The organism is Pantoea sp. UYEF8, assembly GCF_040546285.1.
Taxonomy (GTDB): domain Bacteria; phylum Pseudomonadota; class Gammaproteobacteria; order Enterobacterales; family Enterobacteriaceae; genus Pantoea; species Pantoea brenneri.
This window is the reverse complement of the sequence record NZ_JBEPNM010000003.1, coordinates 375,173-398,158: the sequence shown is the minus strand read 5'-3', so window position 1 is coordinate 398,158 and position 22,986 is coordinate 375,173. Positions and strand designations below refer to the sequence as shown.

Below are 22,986 nucleotides of genomic sequence, written 5' to 3'. Positions count from 1 at the left end.
TTACCCTTTCTGTTTTGCCTGTTTGCCGGTAGGGCTGAGAAAGCCCTCCAGCACCACTAACGCCGCACCAATACAGATGCCGCAGTCAGCGATATTAAATGTAGCGAAGTGCCAGTTACCGACGTAGAAATCGATAAAATCGACCACAAAGCCGTGATAAGAGCGATCGAACAGGTTGCCTATCGCCCCGCCGATGATCAACGCATAAGCGATGTTGGCGATCTTCTGACTGGCACGGTTGCGATACATCATCACCAGCAGCGAGACCACAATTGCCAGCGCGATGCCGGCAAAGAACCAGCGCTGCCAGCCACCTTTGTCCGCCAGGAAACTGAACGCCGCACCGTAGTTGTGGGCGTAAAACAGGTTCAGGAACGGTATCAGCGGCTGCGTTTCGTGCAGCATCATGTTGTTCATCACCCACTGCTTACTGGCGAAGTCGACAACAATTACCACCAGCACCAGCCACAGCCAGCGCAATCCGGTTGATAAAATAGGTTTACGCATCAGGCAAATTTACGCTCTTCACCGTTACCGGCTACGTTGGTATAACAACGACCGCAGACCTCAGCGTGCTCCGGGTTCTGACCGACGTCGGTAGTGTAATGCCAGCAGCGCTGACATTTCTCGCCTTCCGCTTTATGCAGGGCAATTTTCAGACCTTTCAGCAATTCGCTCTGCTGCGCTTCGTCGTTCACCAGGGCGTAATCCGCCACCTGCGCACCTGAGGTCAGCAGCACAAAGCGTAGCTCATTGCCCAGCGCCTGCAGTTTAGCTGCCAGCTCCGGCTCGGCATACAGTGTCACCGTTGCTTCCAGTGCACCACCGATGCGTTTGTCGGCACGCGCCTGCTCAATCACCTTGTTCACTTCACCGCGTACTTGCAGCAGCTCAGCCCAGTAGGCGTCGTTCAGCGCTTCATTGTCCGCCAGGCCAAACAGGCCCTGGTACCACTCTTCGGTGAAGACGTACTGAGCGCGTTCGCCTGGCAGGTAGCCCCAGATCTCATCCGCAGTAAACGACATGATCGGTGCCATCCAGCGCACCAGCGCTTCAACGATGTGCCACAGCGCGGTCTGACAGCTGCGACGCGCCAGGCTGTCGCCTTTGGCGGTGTACTGACGGTCTTTGATGATGTCGAGATAGAAGCTGCCCATCTCCACCGAACAAAACTGCATCAGACGCTGAATCACTTCATGGAAGTCGTAGTTTTCGTAGGAGGCGGTGATATCGGCCTGCGCCGCCTGTGCGCGGCCCACTGCCCAGCGATCCACGACCACCATCTCTTCCGGCTGCACCAGATCGGTGGCCGGATTGAAACCGCTGAGGTTAGCCAGCAGGAAACGTGCGGTGTTGCGGATACGACGATAGGCATCGGCAGAGCGTTTCAGGATCTCATCCGAAACCGCCATTTCGCCAGAGTAATCGGTAGAGGCGACCCACAGACGCAGAATATCAGCGCCCAGTTTGTTCATCACATCCTGCGGCGACACGGTGTTGCCGATCGATTTCGACATCTTACGGCCCTGACCATCCACGGTGAAACCGTGCGTCAGTACCTGACGATAAGGCGCTTTGCCTTTCATCGCCGTCGAGATCATCAGTGAAGACATAAACCAGCCGCGATGCTGATCCGAGCCTTCCAGATACATATCCGGGGTGTGACCGCCAAATTCAGGACGCGCATCGACCACCGAATAGCTGGTTGAACCGGAGTCAAACCAGACGTCCAGGGTGTCAGGCACCTTAACGTAGTGATCGGCATCGTCGCCCATCAGGTCACGCGGATCGAGATCCCACCACGCCTGAATGCCATCCTGCTCAACGCGCTGCGCCACTTTCTCCATCAGCGACAGGGTGTCCGGATGCAGCTGCTCTGTCTCTTTATGGACGAACAGCGCCATCGGCACGCCCCAGGTACGCTGACGCGAGATGCACCAGTCAGGACGGTTAGCCACCATTGATTCAATACGCGCCTGGCCCCAGTCCGGGATCCACTGCACGCCTTTGATCTCCTGCAGCGACTGCGCACGCAGGCCTTTCTGATCCATGCTGATGAACCATTGCGGCGTGGCACGGAAGATAATGGGCGTTTTGTGACGCCAGCAGTGCGGATAGCTGTGCAGCAGTTTCTCAACGTGCAGCAGCGCGCCTTTCTCTTTCAGCAGCTCAACGATCATGTCGTTGGCTTTAAATACGTTGACCCCATCCAGCGTCGGATAGGTGCCTGGCAGATAGCTGCCATCCGGGCCGACCGGATTGGCGGTTTCGATGCCATATTTCTGGCCGATGACATAGTCATCCGGGCCGTGGCCAGGCGCCGTGTGTACCGCACCGGTACCGGCTTCCAGCGTCACGTGATCGCCCAACACCACCAGCGACTGAATCGCCAGGAACGGATGCTGGAATTTCTGCAGCTCCAGCGCCGCGCCTTTGCATTCGCCCAGCACACGCCATTCGCTGACGCCCGCGCGCTTCATCACGCTTTCGACCAGATCTTTCGCCAGGATCAGCGCACGACCGTCGATCTGCAGCAACTGATAGTCAAATTCCGCGTTTAACGAGATGGCGCGGTTAGCCGGCAGCGTCCACGGCGTGGTGGTCCAGATCACCAGTGAAATCGGACCCTCAACCTGCGCAGCGCCAAAGGCCTGACATACCACATCGGCATCAATAGCGTTGAACATCACGTCAATCGAAGGGGAAGTCTTGTCGTAGTACTCTACTTCCGCTTCTGCCAGCGCAGAACGGCAATCAAGGCACCAGTGCACCGGCTTGGCGCCTTTGTGCAGGTGGCCGTTGTCGATGATTTTACCCAGCGCGCGAATGATGTTGGCTTCGGTCGCAAAGTCCATCGTCAGGTAAGGACGATCCCAGTCGCCCAGCACGCCCAGACGGATAAAGTCCGCTTTCTGGCCTTCAACCTGTTCGGCGGCATATTTACGACACGCTGCGCGGAACTCGGCAGCGCTGACCTTCTCGCCTGGCTTGCCGATCATCTGCTCAACTTTGTGTTCGATAGGCAGACCGTGGCAGTCCCAGCCCGGTACGTACGGCGAGTCATAGCCCGCCATGCCTTTCGACTTGACGATAATGTCTTTCAGAATCTTGTTAACGGAGTGACCAATATGAATGCTGCCGTTCGCATACGGAGGGCCATCATGCAGGATAAAGGTTTTTTTCCCTTTTTTGGCTTCGCGGATAATGCCGTACAGGTTGTCAGCATTCCAGCGTTGCAACATTCCCGGTTCGCGTTTGGCCAGATCGCCACGCATCGGGAATCCCGTTTCCGGCAAATTCAGGGTAGATTTATAGTCACTCATCAGATTCTCGATTCCGTTTTTCGCTCAGGTTAACGCCCGAAGAACTGCCGGGCCGTTACCACATCTTTCGCAATTTGTTCTTTCAACGCCTCCAGTGAGGCAAAGCGCTGCTCGTTTCGTAATTTCTGCTTCAGCACCACGTCAATGTGCCGGCCATATAGATTCATATTGATGTCAAGCAGGTGAACTTCAAGCTGCTGGCGTAAACCTTTTACGGTCGGACGGGTGCCAATGTTGGCCACGCCGGGGATCGGCTCAGGCGTCAGGCCATGAACCTCAACCGCATAAACGCCTTTCACCGGCGAAACGCTGCGGCGCAGAGGAAGGTTAGCGGTCGGAAAACCCAGCGTGCGTCCCAGTGCATCACCGTGCACCACACGACCTGAAATACTAAAAGGGTGGCCTAACAGCGATTGCGCCAGCGCTAAGTCATCTGCGGCCAGTGCCTGACGCACGGCGGTGCTGCTGATGCGCTTGCCGCCGTCACAGAAGGTTTCAGTGCTGACGACATCAAAGCCATACTCGGCACCGGCTTTCTGTAATAACAGGAAATCGCCCTGGCGACCAGCGCCGAAGCGGAAGTCATCGCCCACCGCGAGGTATTTCACGTCGAGTTTTTCAACTAATAATTCGCTGATAAAACTCTGCGCCGACAGCGCCGCAAAACGGCGATCAAAGCGAACGCACAGCACTTTATCGACACCGGCTTCAGCCAGATAGCGCAGTTTTTCACGCAGACGCGTCAGACGCGCCGGGGCTTTGTCGCCAGCAAACAGTTCCAGCGGTTGCGGTTCAAAAACCATCACCACCACCGGTAAATTACGCTTCCGTCCCTCTTCACACAGGCGGGACATCAGCGCCTGATGACCGCGGTGCACGCCATCGAAATTACCAATGGTCAGAACGCAGCCGCGATGCTGCTCGTTAAGATTATGAATACCGCGGATAAACTTCATGGCTGACTCAAACCGGTGGAAATCGGCGGATTATACCCTTGAAACCGGCTAAGGTTAACCCGTCAGCACGCCTTTCATGCTTAACGGTGCGCATTTACTGGCGCGGAGGCCGCGGATAAGAATTTTGTCGCGAAATACTGTATTCAGCGAGGGGAAGCTGGTAGAATCTTGCGCCATCAAATACGTAACCGAGTGCTGCTCATAGAGCGACGCTTATTTGCACAAATCCATTGACAAAATCAGGTTGGAAGGGCATAGTCCTCGGCCTTTGATTTGTCTCTATAGAACACATTTGGGAGTTGGACCTTGGCTAATATCAAATCAGCTAAGAAACGCGCCGTAACATCTGAGAAACGCCGTAAGCATAACGCTAGCCGCCGCTCTATGATGCGTACCTTCGTTAAGAAAGTATACGCGGCGATCGCTTCAGGCGACAAAGCTGCTGCGCAGAACGCATTCAATGAAATGCAACCAATCGTGGACCGTCAGGCTGCTAAAGGTCTGATCCACAAAAACAAAGCTGCACGTTATAAAGCAAACCTGACTGCACAGATCAACAAACTGGCTTAATCGCCGCTTGTTCATCGCTTTGTTGAAAGAACCGGCTTTTACGCCGGTTTTTTTTCGTCTGTAACAGGGCGTGGAAACAGCGTGCTGAAGTCTGCATGACAGATGCGCTGTACCGCCGGATGCTGAATCATTCGCTCAGCAAAGATGATGTGATACTCCTCTAATACCGTATCCAGCCGCCCGACCTCTTCGATCACCTCACGCTGCCAGATATCCTGCCGGTCCAGCACCGGAGCGACAAAAATGGCATTCTGCCCGGCCCCGAACGCTTTCATTAACGCCGCATCATCAAATTCGCCCAGGATGTCGACCTGCAATCCCTGACTGCTGATCCAGTTAAGAATCTTACGTCCCAGCATCGAACGGCGTCCCGGAATCAACAGCCGGCGCGTCTCCAGACAGGCCGGAAAAGGCCGCTCGGGCAGCGGCAGCGTTGACCAGAAGCTGACCGGACACTCGCCCAGCTTGACCGAAAACAGCCCCTCCTGCTGGGTCGAATCGATCGGGCAGTCAGAGATAATCATATCCAGCTTGTGCTGGCTGAGCTGCTCCAGCAGCATTTCATGGGTCGACTCAAAGCAGCGCAGATGAATCTTCTCATCCGCCACCACCGCCGTCTCCAGCACCTTGCTCACCAGTTGTTTAGACAGCGCGTCCGCCACGCCGACGTCAAACAGCAGATGCGACTCTTTGCGGTAGTTAACGATATCCAGCATCTCCTGGCCGAGCATGAACATCCGGTCCGCATAGCGGAACACCAGCTGTCCCAGCTCGGTCGGCACCAGCCCGCGCCCCTGCCGGCGGAACAGCTTGCCCTGCAGGCGCTCCTCGAGCGCCTTAATCTGTCCGGTGATGGTTTGCGGCGTCAGGGAGAGCGCCTCAGCGGCACCGACAATCGATCCGGTCCGGCAGGCGTGCCAGAAGTAGTAGAGATGATTGTAGTTAATGTGCGACATTATTCCTCACTCCCAGCTGCTCAGCCGGCACGCTGTGCCAGACGCCGCCACAGAATCAGGTAGCCCAGCACCGCCGAGAGAATCGATCCGATCAGAATGCCCAGCTTCGCCAGGGTAATCAGTTCAGCATTAGTGTCGCCATAAGCCAGCGAGCCGATGAAGATCGACATGGTAAAACCGATGCCACATAACACCCCAACCGCTGCGATATCCTTAATGTGAGTATTTTCAGGCAGCCGGGCGAGGCCCATTTTTACCGCCAGCCAGCAGAACAGCGTGATACCCAGCGGCTTACCAATCAGCAGACCAGCAATGATGCCGAGCGGCAGCAGCGAGAACAGGCTGTCGAAGGAGACGCCGTCCAGCGAGACGCCGGCATTAGCGAAGGCAAACAGCGGCAGGATCAGCCAGCGCACCCACGGATGCAGCGCATGCTCAAGGTGGATTGCCGGTGAATGCCCCTCTTTCTTCGCCAGCGGGATCAGGAAACCCACCACCACACCGGCCAGCGTGGCGTGTACGCCTGACTTAAGCACCGCGGTCCACAGCACCATGCCCACCAGCAGATAGAGGCCGGTATTGCGCACGTTAAGCAGGTTCATCAGCGCCAGCACCCCAATCGCGGCGGCAGCGACGCCCAGTGACGCGACCGACAGATCGTGGGTATAGAACAGCGCGATAATCACAATCGCCCCGAGGTCATCAATGATCGCCAGCGCCATCAGGAAGATCTTCAAAGCCGGTGGCACCCGGCTGCCTAGCAGCGCCAGAATACCCAGCGCAAATGCAATGTCGGTGGCGGTCGGGATCGCCCAGCCGCTGCGCGTCTCAACGTCAGCGCCGTTAAACAGCAGGAACAGTATTGCCGGGGCCACCATGCCACCCAGCGCGGCGATCAGCGGAAAGATGGCCTGCTCACGTTTCGCCAGCGCGCCCATCACCAGTTCACGCTTAACCTCCAGCCCGACCATCAGGAAAAACAGCGCCATCAGCGCGTCATTGATCCACAGCAGCAGGTTTTTGTTGATATCGAGATCGCCGAAACGGAACTGCACCGGAATCGCCAGCAGATCGCGATAGCCCTGCTGCGTTGCGTCGTTATTGGCGAGGATCATCGCCAGCGCGGCGGCCAGGATTAATACCACGCCACCGGTGGCATCACTATGCAGGATTTTTTTTAGTCTGATATTCACACGCAGGGTCCTTCTCCAGAGATCAATCAAGGCTCTAAGAATACCGATAATGATAGCTCGAAAAAAACAGATTATTTAGCGTATATCACTCGGAAAAGACGAGTTATGGTAACAGGCAAAAAAAAGCCAGCGACAATGCGCTGGCTTCAGAGGGTGATGCGCTTAACGGGTTAAGTCATCAAAGAATTTTTTCACGCCGTCGAAGAAGCTTTTGGAGCGCGGGCTGTTGTGTTCACCGCTCGGGCCACCAAAGCTCTCTTCCAGTTCACGCAACAGCGCTTTCTGTTTCTCATTGAGGCTGACAGGCGTTTCCACCACTACCCGGCACAGCAGATCGCCGACCGCGCCGCCGCGTACCGACTTCACGCCGCGTCCACGCATGCGGAACAGTTTGCCGGTCTGGGTTTCAGACGGCACTTTGAGCTTCACGCGACCATCCAGCGTTGGCACTTCAATCTCACCGCCCAGTGCTGCCATCGCAAAGTTGATCGGCACTTCACAGTAGAGGTTGTTCTCTTCACGTTCGAAAATCGGGTGTTTCTTCACCGATACCTGAACGTAGAGATCGCCGGCTGGTGCGCCCTGCTCACCCGCTTCACCTTCACCGCTCAGCCGAATGCGGTCACCGGTGTCGACCCCGGCCGGGATTTTCACTGACAGCGTTTTCGACTTCTCTACCCGGCCATGACCATGACAGGCATTGCACGGATCTTTAATCACCGAGCCACGACCGTGGCAGGTCGGACAGGCTTGCTGTACGGTGAAGAAGCCCTGGCGCATCTGCACCTGGCCGGCACCGTGACAGGTCGAACAGGTCTGAGGCTGCGTGCCCGCTTTCGCGCCGCTGCCGTGGCAGACGTCACACTCTTCCAGCGTTGGAATGCGGATCTCTTTGGTCACGCCGCGTACCGCTTCTTCCAGCGACAGCTCCATGTTGTAGCGTAAATCGGCGCCACGGGCTGCGCGCTGACGGCGGCCACCACCAAAGATGTCACCGAAAACGTCGCCAAAGATATCGCTGAAATCTGCGCCGCCGCCACCAAAGCCGCCGCCGCCGAATCCACCGCCGCCCATGCCGCCCTGTTCAAAGGCTGCGTGGCCATATTGATCGTAAGCCGCCCGCTTCTGCGCGTCGGTCAGGATTTCGTAGGCTTCCTTAACCTCTTTGAATTTGGCTTCGGCCTCTTTGTCACCGGGATTACGGTCCGGGTGAAACTTCATTGCCAGGCGTTTGTAAGCCTTTTTGATTTCACGCTCGTCTGCGGATTTGGCGACGCCTAAAATCTCGTAGTAATCACTCTTCGCCATATTTATTTAGCCCTTAACATGATCGCACGGGCGTGGAGAGAACTCCTACGCCCGTGCTGGTTTCAACGGCTGTCAGGCCAACCGTCGCGCCCGGTCAGGGGCAATTATTTCTTGTTGTCTTTCACTTCTTCGAATTCAGCGTCGACAACGTCGTCATCTTTCTTCGCTGACGCATCGCCGGCATCCGCCGCACCCGCCTGAGACTGCTGTGCTGCTTCCATCAGTTTGCCGGACACTTCCATCAGCGCCTGCATTTTGGCGTCGATTTCCGCTTTATCTTCGCCTTTCAGCGCGGTTTCCAGTGCAGCCAGCGCAGCTTCGATAGGTGCTTTATCGTCAGCGGTCAGTTTGTCGCCCGCTTCATCCAGCTGCTTACGCGTGCTGTGGGCAATCTGGTCACCCTGGTTACGCGTCTGTACCAGCTCTTCGAACTTACGGTCAGATTCGGCGTTCGCTTCCGCGTCGCGCACCATTTTTTCGATCTCTTCATCGTTCAGACCAGAAGAGGCTTTAATGGTGATTTTCTGCTCTTTACCGCTGTTCTTATCTTTCGCTGACACGTGCAGGATACCGTCCGCATCGATGTCGAAGGTCACTTCGATCTGCGGCATACCGCGCGGTGCAGCCTGGATACCGTCGAGGTTGAACTGGCCCAGTGACTTGTTGTCATTGGCGCGCTTACGCTCACCCTGCAGCACGTGAATGGTCACGGCTGACTGGTTATCTTCAGCAGTTGAGAACACCTGGCTGTGCTTGGTCGGGATCGTGGTGTTCTTGCTGATCAGCGACGTCATCACGCCACCCATGGTTTCGATACCCAGTGACAGTGGGGTAACGTCCAGCAGCAGCACATCTTTCACGTCGCCGCCCAGTACACCACCCTGAACCGCTGCACCCACTGCAACCGCTTCATCCGGGTTCACGTCTTTACGTGGCTCTTTACCAAAGAACTCAGTCACTTTGGCCTGAACCAGTGGCATACGAGTCTGACCACCGACCAGGATAACGTCGTTGATGTCAGAAACGGACAGACCGGCATCCTGCAGCGCAACTTTCAGCGGCGCGATAGAACGGGCAACCAGATCTTCGACCAGTGATTCCAGCTTCGCACGCGTCACTTTGATGTTCAGGTGTTTAGGACCGGTCGCATCAGCCGTGATGTACGGCAGGTTCACGTCGGTCTGCTGAGCAGAAGAGAGCTCGATTTTCGCTTTTTCTGCCGCTTCTTTCAGACGCTGCATCGCCAGCGGATCGTTGTGCAGATCGATGCCCTGATCTTTCTTAAATTCAGCCACCAGGTAGTTGATCAGGCGGCTATCGAAGTCTTCACCACCGAGGTGAGTATCACCGTTGGTTGCCAGTACTTCGAAGGTTTTCTCGCCGTCAACTTCGTCGATCTCAATGATTGAGATATCGAAGGTACCGCCACCCAAGTCGTAAACTGCGATGGTGCGGTTGCCCTGGCCTTTATCCAGACCATACGCCAGCGCTGCTGCCGTTGGTTCGTTGATAATACGCTTAACTTCCAGACCCGCGATACGGCCGGCATCTTTGGTCGCCTGACGCTGCGCATCGTTAAAGTAGGCCGGAACGGTAATAACGGCTTCAGTTACTGGCTCACCGAGGTAATCTTCGGCGGTTTTCTTCATTTTTTTCAGCACTTCAGCAGAGATCTGCGGCGGTGCCATTTTCTGACCTTTCACTTCCAGCCAGGCGTCACCGTTGTCTGCATTGGTGATTTTGTACGGCATGATTTTAATGTCACGCTGTACTTCTTCGTCCTGGAAGCGACGACCGATCAGACGCTTAATCGCGAACAGGGTGTTCTGCGGGTTGGTCACTGCCTGACGTTTAGCCGGTTGACCGACCAGAGTTTCGCCGTCCTGCGTGTAAGCAATAATTGAAGGCGTGGTGCGATCGCCCTCGGCATTCTCCAGCACGCGTGCTTTAGTGCCATCCATGATCGCAACACAAGAGTTGGTTGTACCCAGGTCAATACCAATAATCTTACCCATCTAAACATCTCCCACTTAAATTCGTTGCCAATTTGGGTTGTGAACCTTTTATGTGGGCGAGTTGTTTGCATTCAACCTGCCAGCACATGCTTTTTTTCCAACGTTCACAACGCTCGATGACAAGTAAATGGGGCCGCTTCGATGCGCATCAAGGGTTAAACCAAAAAAAATTTTTCAATATTGGCCCTGTTGGGATCAAAGACCGTGGACAGGACACTGAATATGATGCGGCGCTCTGCTCACCTCGCGGATCGAGGCTGAGACCTTTTTTATCATCAATGATCATTTTACCGCCGAGGAACTATGGCAAATTCAACACTGGCTAACCCTGCCCCGCTGGGATTAATGGGATTTGGCATGACAACCATCCTGTTAAATCTGCACAACTCGGGCCTGTTCGCCATGGACGTGGCGATTCTGGCCACCGGCATTTTTTATGGCGGTATTGCGCAGGTGCTGGCCGGACTGCTGGAATACAAAAAGAACAATACCTTTGGGCTGACCGCGTTTACCTCTTACGGCATGTTCTGGCTGAGCTTTGTGGCGATACTGTTGCTGCCGCAAATGGGCCTGACAAAAGCCACTGACCCACACTTTCTGGGAGCCTGGCTGGCCCTGTGGGGCATCTTCACGCTCTTTATGTTCGTCGGGACGCTGAAGGGTGCGCGGATGCTGCAGTTTGTGTTTGCCTCGCTCACGCTGCTGTTTGCCCTGCTGGCGGTAGCGCATCTCGCCGATCTGCCGGCTCTGGTGCCGTATGCCGGCTGGGTGGGTATCGTCTGTGGTGCCAGCGCCTGTTATCTGGCCATGGGTGAAGTGCTGAACGAAACCTTCGACCGTACCATTCTGCCGATTGGCGCAAAGCCGGTCTGATTGCGTTAACACGCGAAGCCAGGCTCCGCGTGTCGCTACTACGCCTGTTTCACCGCCTCAGGCAGGCCAGGCGCATGGCTGATATCACGCCGCAGCCAAATCCCGGTAACCAGTCCTGCCAGCGCCAGCGCCATCACATACCAGCACGGTGCCATCACTGAAACATTCATCAGCAACGACACACAGATCGGCGTCAGGCCGCCAAAGATCGCATAGGAAAGATTGTAGGAAAAAGAGAGTCCGGTGAAGCGCACTTCCGGCGGAAAGGCCCGCACCATCACGAACGGCACCACGCCGACCACGCCGACGCTCAGCCCGACCAGCCCATACAGCAGGAACAGCTGCTGCGGATAGAGTGCGGTCAGGTGATAAAACTGCCAGCTGCAGAGTGCCAGCAGCACACTACCGGCACACAGCGTACGGCTGGCACCAAAACGGTCAGCCGCCATACCGGCAATAATACAGCCGAAGCAGAGCATAATAGTGGCGATGCTGTTGGCCTGCAGGGTCAGCGCAGGCGCCATCCCTTGCTGCTTCTGCAGCCAGACCGGTGACATCAGGATCACCACCACAATGCAGGCGGAGAGCAGCCAGGTCAGCAGCATTGAGATCACAATCGATTTCTTATGATTCGCCAGCACGGTTTTCAGCGGCAGGGTTTCGGCCAGCGCTTTGCGCTGCTGCATCTCAGTAAACACCGGCGTTTCATGCAGCCAGCGACGCAGGTACATCGCAGCCAGTCCAAACAGGCCGCCGAGGAAGAACGGGATACGCCAGCCGCCATCATGAATCGCCTGCGGTGACAGTGAGGTATTGATCAGCGTCGCCACCACCGAACCCAGCAGAATACCGACGGTCAGCCCGGCCGTCAGCGTGCCGCAGGCGATGCCGATGCGTTTATAGGGCACATGCTCAGCGACAAATACCCAGGCGCCCGGCACTTCGCCACCAATCGCCGCTCCCTGCAACATGCGCATCAGCAGCATCAGCAACGGTGCGGCGATACCGATAGTCTGATAAGTCGGTAGCGCGCCCATCATCAGTGTCGGTAACGCCATCAGCAAGATGCTCAGACTGAACATCTTTTTACGCCCGACCTTATCGCCAAAGTGCGCCATGATGATGCCGCCCAGCGGACGCGCCAGATAACCTGCCGCAAAGATGCCAAAGGTTTGCAGTTGACGCAGCCATTCCGGCATGTCGGCGGGGAAAAACAGTTCGCCAATCACCGTGGCGAAGAAGACAAAAATAATGAAGTCGTAAAATTCCAGCGCGCCGCCCAGAGCGGCCAGCGCCAGCGTTTTGTAATCTTTGCCAGTCAGGCGCTGAGCAGGTGTCGGATTCATAATATTCCACAGGCAAAAGAAAAAGGTTGTAAAGCTGGGCTTACTATACCGTCAATCTTTTGCCACACCAGTCAGGCTGTAGCTTATGCCTGAAATGCGGAATATTTAGTTATTTATCTCACGTATCGCGCTTTTAGGCCGAAAAGCTGCTACCACTTCGGCGTGCGTTTCGACGTACGGCCCTTCCAGCAACTGTAAACAATAAGGTACGGACGCGAAGATACCGTGCACCTTCACCTTGCCCTGCTGGTCCTTCAATCCTTCCAGCGTCTCTTTAATCGACTTTGGCTGGCCGGGCAGGTTGAGGATCAACGACTGCTTACGGATCACGCCGACCTGACGCGACAGAATGGCGGTTGGCACAAACTGCAGGCTGATCTGGCGCATCTGCTCACCAAAACCGGGCATTTCACGGTCGGCGACGGCTAAGGTGGCGTCGGGTGTGACGTCACGTCGTGCCGGTCCGGTACCACCGGTGGTCAGCACCAGATGGCAGAAACGCTCATCAACCAGTTCACAAATGGCCTGCTCAATCATCGGTTGCTCATCCGGCACCAGCCGTGACTCAATCTCAAATGGCGTGCTGATGGCGCTGCTCAGCCAGCTTTCCAGCGCCGGAATACCCTGATCCTGATAAATGCCGTTGGCGGCGCGATCGGACACCGAGATCAGGCCTATGCGTAGTGTGTTCATGATTATGTTCGCTGTGATGTACCGCAGTGCGGCAGAAAAAAGGGAAGAGCAGAAAGGATAATACAAAGCGAAAGTGACGGAAAAGGGAAACCGTGACGGACGGTGCCGTCACGGTGAATCATTACAGCAGTTCTGCCAGCATTTTCTCAAGTTTGCCCTGATCAACGGCAAAATTGCGGATACCTTCCGCCAGTTTCGCCACCGCCATTGGGTCCTGGTTGTGCTGCCACAGGAACTCAGACTCGGTCATTTTAGCCGGACGCGCTTTCACTTCGCCGCTGTAGCTCAGTTTACGCTCCAGTGTGCCTTCGCTCTCTGCCAGCTCTTTCAGCAGCGCAGGTGAAATGGTCAGACGGTCACAGCCAGCCAGCTCGATGATTTCGCCAACGTTACGGAAGCTGGCGCCCATCACCACGGTTTCATAGCCGTGCTGCTTGTAGTAGTTGTAGATTTCAGAGACGGAAACCACGCCTGGATCTTCGTGTGCCGCATACTCTTTCTTATCGGTGTTGGCTTTGTACCAGTCGAGGATACGGCCAACAAACGGTGAAATCAGGAACACGCCCGCTTCGGCACAGGCACGGGCCTGAGCGAAGGAGAACAGCAGCGTCAGGTTACAGTTGATGCCCTCTTTTTCCAGCTGTTCCGCCGCGCGGATACCCTGCCAGGTTGAGGCCAGTTTGATCAGGATGCGGTCGTTGCTGATGCCGGCATCGTTATAGAGTTTGATCAGGCTGCGGGCTTTAGCGATGCTGCCTTCAGTATCGTAAGAGAGACGGGCATCGACTTCAGTCGAGATGCGGCCCGGGATCAGCTTAAGAATTTCCAGACCAATGTTAACTGCCAGCTTGTCAGAAACCAGCTGCAACTGCTCTTCTTTGTTGCTGCTCTGCTCACGCGCCCAGCCGATCGCTTCATCGATCAGTTTGCGGTATTCAGGGATTTGTGCGGCGTTGAGAATCAGAGAAGGGTTGGTGGTAGCGTCTTGCGGCTGATACAGCTTCATGGCTGCAATATCACCGGTGTCGGCTACCACGGTGGTGAGCTGACGCAGGGAAGTAAGTTTGTCCGTCATGTTCTTTTCTCTTAGTTAACTGTCAGGGTGAAAAAAGGCTGTTGCGATAATATCACGCGGCACCGGTGGCGCAAGGTCAGGGAATGCCGTTTACCCTCGCCTGAACAAATCGGTGTGATTCGTCATTCTTTACGCCTTTTTTGTTACACTGCGCGGCTATACCCACTGCCAATGCCCTGTAAAACCAGGTGTTAACCGAGGAAGCAACTATGTTGATGGTGATCTCGCCCGCCAAGACGCTGGATTATGAAAGTCCGCTGGCGACCCCGCGCTTTACCCAGCCGGCCCTGTTAGAAAAGTCACAACAGCTGATTGAGATTGCGCGCGATCTGTCACCCGCCAACATCGCCTCGTTAATGGGGATCAGCGACAAACTGGCCCACCTCAACGCCGAGCGTTTCAATAGCTGGCAGCCTGATTTCACCCCGGACAACGCCCGTCAGGCGATTCTGGCGTTTAAAGGCGATGTGTATACCGGTTTACAGGCAGAGACCTTCAGCGATCAGGATTTCGACTTTGCTCAGCAGCATTTGCGTATGCTGTCAGGTCTGTATGGCGTACTGCGTCCGCTCGACCTGATGCAGCCCTATCGGCTGGAGATGGGCATCCGGCTGGCCAATCCAGCGGGCAAAGATCTCTACAGCTTCTGGGGCGATTTACTGACTGAGACGCTGAATGCGGCACTGGCGGAACAGGGTGATGCGGTGCTGATTAACCTCGCGTCAGACGAGTACTTCAAAGCGGTCAAAGCGAAGAAACTGCAGGCACAGGTGATCAAGCCGGTCTTCCTCGATCAGAAAAACGGCAGTTATAAAGTGATCAGCTTCTACGCCAAGAAAGCGCGTGGATTGATGAGTCGCTATGTGATTCAGCAGCGCCTGACGCGACCGGAGCAGCTGAAGCAGTTTGATCTGGAGGGTTACTGCTTTGATGCCGCCAGCAGCAGCGAGACTGAGCTGGTCTTCAAACGCGCCGAACAGTAAGCGTCCGTATCGCCTGTGCTGGCCAGCAACGGCAAGCACAGGCGGAACCGGGTTCGCGCTTATTTCAGTAAAAACGCCCGCAGCGCGGCAAAATCGGCCTGCATCGGGTGTGACAGCAACGGCAATTCTGCCCGCTCGGCTAACTCTGGCGGCAGCGTCAGCGTCTGCTGCAGAATCTCTTCCACGCTCTCTCTGAATTTCGCCGGATGCGCGGTGCCGAGGAACAGACCATATTCCCCTTCCTGCAGCTGATCGCGCAGCAGACGCCAGGCAATTGCAGCGTGCGGTTCAGAGACATAGCCAATTTCGGCCAGCTCACGCATCGCAGCGCGGGTGGTCTCATCCGAAACGGCACCGTAGGCCAGATCGGTTAAACGCCAGGTCTTACGACGGAACAGCTCTTCGACGCGCGGCCAGTTGTTTGGCTGGCTGACATCCATCGCATTCGACAAGGTAGACACCGTTAGATTAGGCTGCCACTCACCATTCCCCAGGAAGCGCGGCACCGTATCGTTGGCGTTGGTGGCGGCAATAAAGCGCTTGATTGGCAGGCCCAGCGATTTCGCCAGCAGACCGGCAGTCAAATCACCAAAGTTACCGCTCGGTACTGACACCACCAGCTGATTCCGCTTCTCTTGTGGCAGCTGGGCGACCGCTTCAAAGTAGTAACAGATCTGCGCCAGCAGACGGCTGATGTTGATCGAGTTCGCAGAGTTCAGGCCAATCGCCTGCTTCAGTTGCTGATCGTCAAACGCCTGCTTCACCAGCGACTGACAGGCATCAAAGTCACCGTCGATGGCGATGGTTTCGATGTTGCCGCCCAGGGTACAGAACAGTTTTTCCTGCAGCGGACTGATTTTGCCCTGCGGATAGAGGATCACCACCCGCACATTTTTCATGCCGTAAAAGGCGTGCGCCACCGCTGCGCCGGTATCGCCGGAGGTGGCGGTTAAGATGGTGATTTGCTCATCTGAGCCGCTGACGTAAGCCAGCATCTGGGCCATAAAACGGCCACCGAAATCTTTAAACGCCAGCGTCGGGCCGTGGAACAGCTCAAGGCAGGCGATATCTTCACTGACCGCTTTGACCGGTGCCGGGAAAGCAAACGCGGCTTCGACGCGCTCGGCCAGCTGGTGGGCCGGAATTTCGTCACCAATATAAGCCGAGAGAATTTTGCTGCTGCGGCTGACAAAATCCATCTCCAGCATCGCGTCGATGTCGGTCAGTTCAAACTCTGGCAGCTCGAGCGGAAAAAACAGCCCCTGCTGCGAACCCAGACCCTGTTTCACCGCCTGGGCGAAGCTGACCTGCTCGTTGTGATCCTTAAGATTGTAGAGTTTCATGCGTTATCCCAATTGTCGTGCGCCAGCCGTGTCAAGACGGCAGATATGGACGAAGCCTTCATCATTCTGCAGATAGTGCTGGCTCAGCCAGTCAGCCATCCGCTGTGCCGTTTCCATCTGATTGCAAACGGCGAAAAGGGTCGGACCGGAGCCGGAAATACCGCAGGCCAGTGCGCCAATATCCTGCGCGGCCTGTCGCGCTTCGGCAAAGCCGGGCAGCAGGCGGGTGCGATAAGGTTCGGCAATCACATCCTGCATAAGTTTAGCTGCCAGCTGCGGCTGACGCGTATGGCAGGCATGAATGAAGCCCGCCAGCAGGCGACCGTGCTTGATGCAGTCCTCTTTGCGGTACTGCGCCGGCAGGATCGCCCGCGCTTCGGCGGTAGAGACTTTAATGCCCGGATAGGCCATCACCCACAGCCAGTCATCAAAGCCCGGCACCGGCTGGCTGATGATGCCATTCTCTTCCAGCATCAGCTGAATGCCGCCGAGGAAGCACGGTGCCACATTATCATAATGGATGCTGCCGGAAATCCGCCCTTCCAGCTCACCCATCAGGCTCAGCAGCTGGCTGTCGCTGAGCGGTTTGCCGCAGAATTCATTCATCGCCATCAATCCGGCAACCACCGAACAGGCGCTCGACCCCAGCCCGGAGCCGATCGGCATGTTCTTCTCCAGCGTCATCGCCACCGGAATCTCTTTACCCACCGCCTCGCAAAACCGCTGCCAGCACTGATAAACGATATTCTCTTTGGGATCGGCCGGCAGCTTGCTGACAAAGCGGCCCGCGTTGGTCAGGGTGAAACGATCGGCCGCTTCGACCGAAACGCAGTCGCCCAGCAGTGAACCATCCACCGGCGATACTGCCGCGCCCAGCACATCAAAGCCGACGCTGACGTTGCCTATTGAGGCCGGTGCATAAATTTTTACCATTATTAAACTCCCAACTTCCACGACAGCGTGCGCAGCAGGTCAGCAAAAACACCGGCTGCCGTCACATCATTTCCTGCACCGTATCCGCGCAGCACCAGCGGAATCGGCTGATAGTAGCGGCTGTAAAACGCCAGGGCATTCTCGCCGTTTTTCACTTTATACAGCGGATCGTTACCGTCGACTGCGTCGATTTTCACTTTGCAGACGCCGCCCTCTTCAATCACACCGACGTAGCGCAGCACTTTACCCTCATCGCGTGCCTGTGCCACTCGCGCGGCAAACGCATTATCCAGCTCGGGCAGACGCTGCATAAACTGTTCGACATCCTGAATGGCGGTCAGGTTATCCGGCAGCAACGGCTCAATCTCAATGTCGCTCAGCTCCAGCTGATGACCCGCTTCACGCGCCAGAATCAGCAGCTTGCGCGCCACGTCAGTACCGGAGAGATCGTCACGCGGATCGGGCTCGGTGAATCCCATCTCCCGCGCCATGTTTGTCGCCTGCGACAGCGACACGCCCTCATCCAGCTTACCGAAGATAAACGACAGCGAGCCGGAAAGGATACCGGAGAAGCGCAGCAGCTCATCACCGGCATTCATCAGGTTCTGCAGGTTTTCGATCACCGGCAAGCCCGCGCCGACGTTGGTGTCGTAAAGGAATTTACGCCGTGACTTCGCGGCCGCCGAGCGCATCTGCTGGTAGTAATTCCACGACGAGGTATTGGCTTTTTTGTTCGGCGTCACCACGTGGAAGCCCTCGCTGAGGAAATCCGCATACTGATCGGCCACCGCCTGGCTGGAGGTACAGTCGACAATCACCGGATTCAGCAGATGGTACTCTTTCACCAGACGGGTCAGACGGCCGAGGTTGAACGGCTCTTTGGCTTCGCTCAGCGCCGCTTTCCAGTTGCTGAGATCGATGCCGTGCACGTGGGTCAACAGCGCGCGCGAGTTGGCAATGCCGCAGACCCGCAGATCGATATGTTTCTGCTTCAGCCACGTCTGCTGACGATGTAACTGATCCAGCAGCGCGCCGCCAACCCCGCCGACGCCGACGACAAACACCTCGATCACCTGATCGGTGGCGAACAGCATCTGGTGTACGACGCGTACGCCGGTGATCACCTCGTCATTGTTAACCACCACTGAGATTGAGCGCTCGGAAGAGCCCTGAGCAATCGCCACGATGTTGATATTGGCGCGCGCCAGCGCCGAGAAGAATTTTGCCGAGATGCCGCGCAGAGTGCGCATGCCATCGCCGACCACCGAAATCACCGCCAGGTTTTCAATGATATCCAGCGGATCAAGCAGGCCATCTTTCAGTTCAAGATAGAACTCCTCTTCCAGCACGTGACGCGCCCGCGCCAGCTCATTTTGCGGCACGCTGAAGCTGATGCTGTATTCGGAAGAGGATTGGGTGATCAACACCACTGAGATACCGGTGCGTGACATCGCAGCGAACACCCGGGCCGCCATGCCCACCATCCCTTTCATGCCGGGACCGGAGACGTTCACCATCGCCATATTATTCAGGTTGGTGATGCCTTTGACCGGATTCTCATCCAGCTCGCCGTGGCCGCCGATCAGCGTGCCTGGCGCCTGCGGATTGGCGGTATTTTTAATCAGGCAGGGGATCTGGAACTGGGCGATGGGCGCGATGGTGCGCGGGTGCAGAACTTTGGCGCCGAAGTAAGAGAGCTCCATCGCCTCCTGGTAGGACATCGACTTCAGCAGACGCGCATCCGGTACCTGACGCGGATCGCAGGTATAGACGCCATCCACATCGGTCCAGATTTCGCAGCAGTCGGCGCGCAGACAGGCTGCCAGTACCGCCGCCGAATAGTCTGAACCGTTGCGCCCCAGTACCACCAGTTCACCACGTTCGTTGCCTGCGGTGAAGCCGGCCATCAGGATCATGTTGTGCGGCGGAATCTGGCTGGCGGCAATGCGGCGGGTCGATTCGGCGATATCCACGGTCGATTCGAGGTAGTGACCGACCGCCAGCAGTTTTTCCACCGGATCGATTACGCTAACTTCGTGACCACGCGCCTGCAGCAGCGCTTCCATGATCGCAATCGAGAGTTTTTCACCACGGCAGATAATGGCCGCATTGACGCTGTCGGGGCACTGGCCTAACAGGCTGATGCCATGCAGCACCTGTTTCAGTTGCGCAAATTCAAGATCAACGCGGGTTTTCAGGCGATCATACTCAAAGCCGGGCTGGGCGGCAGCCAGACCGGTCAGCAGCTCGCTGAAGATGCGTTCGGCATCGCTGATATTCGGCAAAGCATCCTGACCGCTGATGGTTTTTTCAATCATCGCCACCAGATGGTTAGTAATCTTTGCTGGCGCAGAGAGCACGGTTGCAACCTGTCCTTGTTGCGCATTACTTTCCAGAATGTCGGCGACGCGAAGAAACCGTTCCGCATTCGCCACCGAGGTCCCGCCGAATTTCAGCACTCGCATGATATAAACTCTCCTGAATTTAAGCCGAAAAAAAAGCCCGCACTGTTTAGGTGCGGGCTTTTTTCTGTTTTTTCCTGTATGCGTCAGCCCGCACCGTTACCTGTGGTAATGGTGGTGGTAATAATTGTGGTGTTCAGGCTGATTTTACGCATTAAGATTTATTTTCTGTCTGTTTTTGTCTGTCCGTCTGGCTTTCAGAAGTAAAGCAAAGCGCACGTTAAGTCAACGAATTTGTCCGAAGCTCAAATTTCCATCACTACGCACAGCTGCCTGTGAAAGCGCAAAATGGTGTGCGATCGTTTGCCTTGCTAAAATTCTCTACGATCTGTTGCTGTGAAATCAGCTTTTTCCCGAGGATTTATCTATAAGTTTTTTTTCTATGTCGTGCAGCAGGCGATGCAGCATCGCGCTGTCACGCTGTTCCAGCAGGCCAATACGCTGATCGATCCAGTCTGCCATTTTCTCGTCGTCACTGACCTCCAGCGATTGCAATAACTGGTGAAAACGCTGACGCAGCGCCTGCAGCTGCTGCCCATCTGCCGCTGTTACCACCGGTGCCGCAATCTGATTCAGCTTCGCCAGCTGGTAACAATAAACCATCACCGCCTGCCCCAGATTCAGCGACGGGTAGTCATTTGCCATCGGGATACCGGTCAGCAGATCAACCTGCTCCAGCTCCTCGTTAGTCAGCCCACTGTCTTCGCGGCCAAACACCAGCGCCATGCTGTTTACCCACTGCCGTTTTTCCAGTAGCTGGGTTTCGACCTGTTCAGGCGTGGCATAGTAGCGGAACTTTGCCCGGCTGCGCGCGGTGGTCGCTACGGAGAAATCGATGTCAGCTAACGCCTCGGCCAGGGTCGCAAACGTCTGAAGGTTATCGAGAATATCACCGGCGCCATGTGCAACCCGGCGTGCAGCCGGCTCCTGCCAGGCATCGCTGGCGACAATCCGCAGCTGGCTAAAGCCCATGGTTTTCATGGCACGCGCCGCAGCGCCAATATTTTCAGCCCGTGCAGGCGAGACGAGAATCAGGGGGAAAAGCATGTTTATTCCATTGGTTTGCTGACATAACGCCATATTAACACGGCTGTTAATGATTAAGCCGCCCGCTGAGAATAAGAAAACAGGATGTTAAAACTGGTTAAAATCATCGATCGGTGGCCTTTTCGGCCTTAAGCATCTGTTCTTGACGAAAGGTTTATAAAGTTTTTTTAATTCAATAAGATAAAATATCATTGCCGGCCGGTTTTAGTTTGCGATTTGTCCGTCATAAATGTAGCGAAAAAGCTGCTTTTTGTGAGCTAAGCAGGCAATCTACGAGAAGTTTTTCACAAAAGTGTTAACGTGCTACAATTGCATTTGATATAAGTCAACGAAGCGTTGTTTTTATGCTTATCGGTTGTAGTTGGTGCTGTTAGGTTGCTGTTAATGCAGTTAGGATATGCGCCATTATTATTCTCTCACGGGGCATGCAATTTTCATCCTGACTGGCTGAGCTAATCCTGTTGTTGACGTTGATAGATGGCTTATCAAAATAGTATTCCATACAACGGTTCAGCACGGTCCGCCGCTCTCGATGATGAAGAACGCCATACCGATGTACGCCCTGTTTTCAATTTGTTGGCAAATTTTAGGTAGCTAAACATGCAGACCCCGCACATTCTTATCGTTGAAGACGAACTGGTCACGCGTAATACCCTCAAAAGTATTTTTGAGGCGGAAGGTTATGTGGTGTATGAGGCGACTGATGGTGCTGAAATGCATCAGGTGCTGACCGACAATGACGTCAATCTGGTGATCATGGACATCAACCTGCCCGGTAAAAACGGCCTGTTACTGGCCCGTGAACTGCGCGAACAGGCTAACGTCGCCCTGATGTTCCTGACCGGCCGTGATAACGAAGTCGATAAAATTCTCGGTCTGGAAATTGGCGCTGACGACTACATCACTAAACCGTTTAACCCGCGTGAACTGACGATTCGAGCCCGTAACCTGCTGTCACGCACCATGAATCTGGCGCTGCCAAGCGAAGAGCGTCGTCAGGTTGAAAGCTATAAGTTCAACGGCTGGGAGCTGGATATCAACAGCCGCTCACTGATCAACCCGAACGGTGAACACTATAAGCTGCCGCGCAGTGAATTCCGCGCCATGCTGCACTTCTGCGAGAATCCGGGCAAGATCCAGACCCGTGCGGATCTGCTGAAAAAAATGACCGGTCGCGACCTCAAGCCGCATGACCGCACCGTTGACGTCACCATCCGCCGGATCCGTAAGCATTTCGAATCCACGCCGGACACGCCAGAGATTATTGCCACCATTCACGGTGAAGGTTATCGCTTCTGCGGTGATCTGCAGGACTAATCGCTGCGCAGAGAAAAAACGCCCTGACGGGCGTTTTTTTTTGCCTTAGTGCCACGGCATTATTGGTACGGCGCTCAGCGCATTTTTCGGCGAGCCTTCCACCACTTTGTCGGAGTAGGTCAGATAGACTAAGGCGTTGCGCTTTTTATCGAAGAAGCGTACAACCTGCAGCTTCTTGAAGATCAGCGAGGTGCGCTGGCGAAACACCACGTCGCCCTGCGCTTTGCCCTGCGCAATCTTGTCGCTCAGCTCGACCGGACCGATCTGCTGACAGGAGATTGCCGCATCCGAGGTATCTTCCGCCAGACCCAATCCGCCTTTAATGCCGCCGGTTTTCGCCCGACTGATATAACAGGTTACATTTTTAACATCGGGATCATCGAAAGCCTCAACGACAATTTTATGGTCGGGGCCAAATATCTTGAATACCGTATCTACCGAGCCGATCTCCTCGGCGAGCAGCGGGCTGGAAAAGGTCAGGGTGGCAAATGCGGCGATCATAAGGCGAGATATTGTCATGGAGTTACCATTGCAAATGGAATAGATGTGACTGTAATGTACTGTCAATCGAGTTAATGACCAAACCAAAACGG

20 protein-coding genes and 1 other annotated feature are annotated in these 22,986 nt (G+C 55.5%); of the genes, 4 read left to right on the top strand and 16 right to left on the bottom strand.

All coding sequences use genetic code 11. From position 1 onward, the window contains the following. Genes lspA through ribF form a run of 3 tightly spaced genes read right to left on the bottom strand, consistent with a single transcriptional unit; the run spans position 1 to position 4,279 of the window. Positions 1-507, bottom strand: coding sequence for a signal peptidase II (gene lspA / locus ABIB18_RS08150; RefSeq protein WP_031376010.1), 507 nt, complete (start codon positions 505-507; stop codon positions 1-3). After that, entirely contained in the window at positions 507-3,323 is a 2,817-nt protein-coding gene (ileS, locus tag ABIB18_RS08145) for an isoleucine--tRNA ligase (protein WP_354473948.1), read from the bottom strand. Before ileS ends, lspA begins: the two co-directional genes overlap by 1 nt. A 29-nt stretch (positions 3,324-3,352) precedes the next feature. Further along, positions 3,353-4,279: a bifunctional riboflavin kinase/FAD synthetase gene (ribF, locus tag ABIB18_RS08140; protein ID WP_031376012.1), complete on the bottom strand. Its 927-nt coding sequence runs from the start codon at positions 4,277-4,279 to the stop codon at positions 3,353-3,355. Positions 4,280-4,585: 306 nt separating this feature from the next. Here ribF and rpsT point away from each other — a divergent pair, with 306 nt between their 5' ends. After that, complete coding sequence (rpsT, locus tag ABIB18_RS08135; RefSeq protein WP_006117633.1) at positions 4,586-4,849, top strand: 30S ribosomal protein S20; 264 nt, start codon at positions 4,586-4,588, stop codon at positions 4,847-4,849. 38 nt (positions 4,850-4,887) lie between these two features. Here the strand turns inward: rpsT and nhaR are convergent, their stop codons facing one another. The 4 genes from nhaR to dnaK all read right to left on the bottom strand — a co-directional run bounded on the left by nhaR (position 4,888) and on the right by dnaK (position 10,321). After that, positions 4,888-5,805, bottom strand: coding sequence for a transcriptional activator NhaR (nhaR, locus tag ABIB18_RS08130; RefSeq protein WP_031376013.1), 918 nt, complete (start codon positions 5,803-5,805; stop codon positions 4,888-4,890). Positions 5,806-5,825: 20 nt separating this feature from the next. Then, positions 5,826-6,998, bottom strand: coding sequence for a Na+/H+ antiporter NhaA (gene nhaA, locus ABIB18_RS08125; protein WP_031376014.1), 1,173 nt, complete (start codon positions 6,996-6,998; stop codon positions 5,826-5,828). A gap of 162 nt (positions 6,999-7,160) precedes the next feature. Next, positions 7,161-8,306 carry a molecular chaperone DnaJ gene (gene dnaJ / locus ABIB18_RS08120; protein ID WP_031376015.1) on the bottom strand — a complete coding sequence of 382 codons (1,146 nt, stop codon included), beginning with the start codon at positions 8,304-8,306 and terminating at the stop codon, positions 7,161-7,163. Between the two features lie 104 nt (positions 8,307-8,410). Further along, positions 8,411-10,321 (bottom strand): molecular chaperone DnaK, encoded by a 1,911-nt coding sequence (gene dnaK, locus ABIB18_RS08115; protein WP_031376016.1) that lies wholly within the window; start codon positions 10,319-10,321, stop codon positions 8,411-8,413. Positions 10,322-10,624: 303 nt separating this feature from the next. On the opposite strand from dnaK, the gene satP reads away from it, so the two are divergent. Continuing rightward, entirely contained in the window at positions 10,625-11,194 is a 570-nt protein-coding gene (gene satP / locus ABIB18_RS08110) for an acetate uptake transporter (protein ID WP_031376017.1), read from the top strand. A 38-nt stretch (positions 11,195-11,232) separates the two neighbouring features. Here satP and ABIB18_RS08105 read toward each other — a convergent pair whose 3' ends face one another. The 3 genes from ABIB18_RS08105 to tal all read right to left on the bottom strand — a co-directional run bounded on the left by ABIB18_RS08105 (position 11,233) and on the right by tal (position 14,308). Beyond that, positions 11,233-12,540 (bottom strand): MFS transporter, encoded by a 1,308-nt coding sequence (locus ABIB18_RS08105; RefSeq protein ID WP_069728449.1) that lies wholly within the window; start codon positions 12,538-12,540, stop codon positions 11,233-11,235. A gap of 105 nt (positions 12,541-12,645) precedes the next feature. After that, positions 12,646-13,233: a molybdopterin adenylyltransferase gene (mog, locus tag ABIB18_RS08100; protein WP_031376019.1), complete on the bottom strand. Its 588-nt coding sequence runs from the start codon at positions 13,231-13,233 to the stop codon at positions 12,646-12,648. A gap of 121 nt (positions 13,234-13,354) precedes the next feature. Further along, positions 13,355-14,308, bottom strand: a complete 954-nt coding sequence (tal, locus tag ABIB18_RS08095) for a transaldolase (protein ID WP_069728450.1) — start codon at positions 14,306-14,308, stop codon at positions 13,355-13,357. A 209-nt stretch (positions 14,309-14,517) separates the two neighbouring features. Between tal and yaaA the strand changes: the two genes are divergently transcribed. After that, positions 14,518-15,291: a peroxide stress protein YaaA gene (yaaA, locus tag ABIB18_RS08090; RefSeq protein WP_031376021.1), complete on the top strand. Its 774-nt coding sequence runs from the start codon at positions 14,518-14,520 to the stop codon at positions 15,289-15,291. Positions 15,292-15,350: 59 nt separating this feature from the next. On the opposite strand, the gene thrC is transcribed toward yaaA, so the two are convergent. The 5 genes from thrC to ABIB18_RS08065 form a co-directional block, all read right to left on the bottom strand. Further along, positions 15,351-16,634 (bottom strand): threonine synthase, encoded by a 1,284-nt coding sequence (thrC, locus tag ABIB18_RS08085; RefSeq protein WP_031376022.1) that lies wholly within the window; start codon positions 16,632-16,634, stop codon positions 15,351-15,353. Between the two features lie 3 nt (positions 16,635-16,637). Beyond that, positions 16,638-17,567, bottom strand: a complete 930-nt coding sequence (gene thrB / locus ABIB18_RS08080) for a homoserine kinase (protein ID WP_089561362.1) — start codon at positions 17,565-17,567, stop codon at positions 16,638-16,640. Positions 17,568-17,569: 2 nt separating this feature from the next. Further along, complete coding sequence (gene thrA, locus ABIB18_RS08075) at positions 17,570-20,032, bottom strand: bifunctional aspartate kinase/homoserine dehydrogenase I (protein ID WP_354473947.1); 2,463 nt, start codon at positions 20,030-20,032, stop codon at positions 17,570-17,572. A gap of 26 nt (positions 20,033-20,058) precedes the next feature. Next, positions 20,059-20,177, bottom strand: a sequence feature (Thr leader region). Continuing rightward, a complete protein-coding gene (gene thrL / locus ABIB18_RS08070; RefSeq protein WP_071591720.1) occupies positions 20,116-20,184 on the bottom strand; it encodes a thr operon leader peptide in 69 nt (22 codons plus the stop codon). Its footprint overlaps the feature before it by 62 nt. A 187-nt stretch (positions 20,185-20,371) precedes the next feature. Further along, positions 20,372-21,076 carry a tRNA/rRNA methyltransferase gene (locus ABIB18_RS08065; protein WP_069728452.1) on the bottom strand — a complete coding sequence of 235 codons (705 nt, stop codon included), beginning with the start codon at positions 21,074-21,076 and terminating at the stop codon, positions 20,372-20,374. Between the two features lie 600 nt (positions 21,077-21,676). Between ABIB18_RS08065 and arcA the strand changes: the two genes are divergently transcribed. After that, complete coding sequence (gene arcA, locus ABIB18_RS08060) at positions 21,677-22,393, top strand: two-component system response regulator ArcA (protein WP_046289182.1); 717 nt, start codon at positions 21,677-21,679, stop codon at positions 22,391-22,393. Between the two features lie 45 nt (positions 22,394-22,438). Here arcA and creA read toward each other — a convergent pair whose 3' ends face one another. After that, complete coding sequence (gene creA / locus ABIB18_RS08055) at positions 22,439-22,912, bottom strand: protein CreA (RefSeq protein ID WP_031376026.1); 474 nt, start codon at positions 22,910-22,912, stop codon at positions 22,439-22,441. Positions 22,913-22,986 lie beyond the last annotated feature (74 nt).

Bases quoted from the DNA above. Each gene is read 5' to 3' on its own strand.
- creA (WP_031376026.1), bottom strand. From the start codon at position 22,912: ATGACAATATCTCGCCTTATGATCGCCGCATTTGCCACCCTGACCTTT.
- arcA (WP_046289182.1), top strand. From the start codon at position 21,677: ATGCAGACCCCGCACATTCTTATCGTTGAAGACGAACTGGTCACGCGT.
- thrA (WP_354473947.1), bottom strand. From the start codon at position 20,032: ATGCGAGTGCTGAAATTCGGCGGGACCTCGGTGGCGAATGCGGAACGG.
- tal (WP_069728450.1), bottom strand. From the start codon at position 14,308: ATGACGGACAAACTTACTTCCCTGCGTCAGCTCACCACCGTGGTAGCC.
- dnaJ (WP_031376015.1), bottom strand. From the start codon at position 8,306: ATGGCGAAGAGTGATTACTACGAGATTTTAGGCGTCGCCAAATCCGCA.
- thrC (WP_031376022.1), bottom strand. From the start codon at position 16,634: ATGAAACTCTACAATCTTAAGGATCACAACGAGCAGGTCAGCTTCGCC.
- ribF (WP_031376012.1), bottom strand. From the start codon at position 4,279: ATGAAGTTTATCCGCGGTATTCATAATCTTAACGAGCAGCATCGCGGC.
- dnaK (WP_031376016.1), bottom strand. From the start codon at position 10,321: ATGGGTAAGATTATTGGTATTGACCTGGGTACAACCAACTCTTGTGTT.
- ileS (WP_354473948.1), bottom strand. From the start codon at position 3,323: ATGAGTGACTATAAATCTACCCTGAATTTGCCGGAAACGGGATTCCCG.
- lspA (WP_031376010.1), bottom strand. From the start codon at position 507: ATGCGTAAACCTATTTTATCAACCGGATTGCGCTGGCTGTGGCTGGTG.
- nhaR (WP_031376013.1), bottom strand. From the start codon at position 5,805: ATGTCGCACATTAACTACAATCATCTCTACTACTTCTGGCACGCCTGC.
- thrB (WP_089561362.1), bottom strand. From the start codon at position 17,567: ATGGTAAAAATTTATGCACCGGCCTCAATAGGCAACGTCAGCGTCGGC.
- mog (WP_031376019.1), bottom strand. From the start codon at position 13,233: ATGAACACACTACGCATAGGCCTGATCTCGGTGTCCGATCGCGCCGCC.
- ABIB18_RS08105 (WP_069728449.1), bottom strand. From the start codon at position 12,540: ATGAATCCGACACCTGCTCAGCGCCTGACTGGCAAAGATTACAAAACG.
- satP (WP_031376017.1), top strand. From the start codon at position 10,625: ATGGCAAATTCAACACTGGCTAACCCTGCCCCGCTGGGATTAATGGGA.
- ABIB18_RS08065 (WP_069728452.1), bottom strand. From the start codon at position 21,076: ATGCTTTTCCCCCTGATTCTCGTCTCGCCTGCACGGGCTGAAAATATT.
- yaaA (WP_031376021.1), top strand. From the start codon at position 14,518: ATGTTGATGGTGATCTCGCCCGCCAAGACGCTGGATTATGAAAGTCCG.